Below are 1212 nucleotides of genomic sequence, written 5' to 3' on the forward strand. Positions count from 1 at the left end.
GGCAAAAGCTATGGACAGCTGATCGACGCGCTGCTGTATGCGCTGCGGTATCCGGGCTCAAAGCAGCTCATCCTGCGCCGCACCTACCCGGACCTGGAGCGGTCGCTGATTTTGGAGCATCTCAAATTTTATCCGCGAAAGCTTTATCGGTATTCCGGCACGAGCCACCGCGGGAGTTTTGTGAATGGATCGGTCCTTGAGTTTGGATACTGCGACGCGGAAAAGGACGTTTACCGCTATCAGGGTGCGGAATACGACGTGATCCGCTTTGACGAGCTGACCCATTTCACCGAGAGCATGTACATTTACCTGATCTCACGCGTGCGCGGCGCCAACGACTATCCCAAGGCGGTGAAGAGCAGTACCAACCCCGGCGGGGTGGGACACGCCTGGGTGAAAGCCAGGTTCATCGACATCGGCGCGCCGGACACCGTACACACTTTTGCAGCGGGCACGCGGCTGTTTTTGCCGTCAAAGATCAGGGACAACAAATTTTTGATGGACCGGGACCCGGGTTACCTGCAGCGGCTGGAAAACCTGGACGAGACAAACCGGCGGGCGCTGCGGGACGGCGACTGGGACATTTTTGAGGGGCAGTACTTCACGGAGTTTTCGCGCGAGGCGCATGTGTGCCGCCCGTTTGAGGTGCCGGAGCACTGGCGGCGGTACGTGAGCCTGGATTACGGCATGGACATGCTGGCGGCGTACTGGTTCGCAGTGGACGGAGAGGGCCGGGCCGTGGTTTACCGGGAGATCTATGAGGGCAGGGACAACGGCAGGGGCGCGGATGGGCAGGGACACATCATCAGCGCGGCGGCGGCGCGGCTGCTGCAGGCAAACGGCGGCGAGAAAGTGACGGCCTGGCTGGCCCCGCCGGATCTGTGGAACCGGCGGCAGGAGACCGGGCGCAGCGCAGCGGATCTTTTTGCGGAACACGGGGTGCCGCTGGCCCGGACGGGCAACGACAGGGTCAGCGGCTGGCTGGCAGTGCGGGAATGGCTGGCGCTGCGGCCGGACGAGACGGGCGGCCAGTCGCCGCGGCTGCGCATCTTCGACACCTGCAGAAACCTGATCCGCACGTTGCCGGCCCTGCAGCACGACCCGCTGAAGCCGGAGGACGCGGCGGGCGAACCGCATGAGCTGACCCATGCGCCGGACGCGCTGCGGGGCTTTTGCGCCTACTGGGTGGACGCGGCCAGGGAGCCGCAGCGG

General features: G+C 64.4%; 1 protein-coding gene. It reads left to right on the plus strand.

The window, feature by feature from the left end:
• Positions 1 to 1212 (plus strand): phage terminase large subunit (locus tag H8S23_RS13820; protein ID WP_186888939.1); only part of this gene is annotated, 1212 nt, incomplete at both ends.

Origin of the sequence: Anaerofilum hominis, assembly GCF_014287275.1 — a bacterium.
GTDB classification, from domain to species: domain Bacteria; phylum Bacillota; class Clostridia; order Oscillospirales; family Ruminococcaceae; genus Pygmaiobacter; species Pygmaiobacter hominis.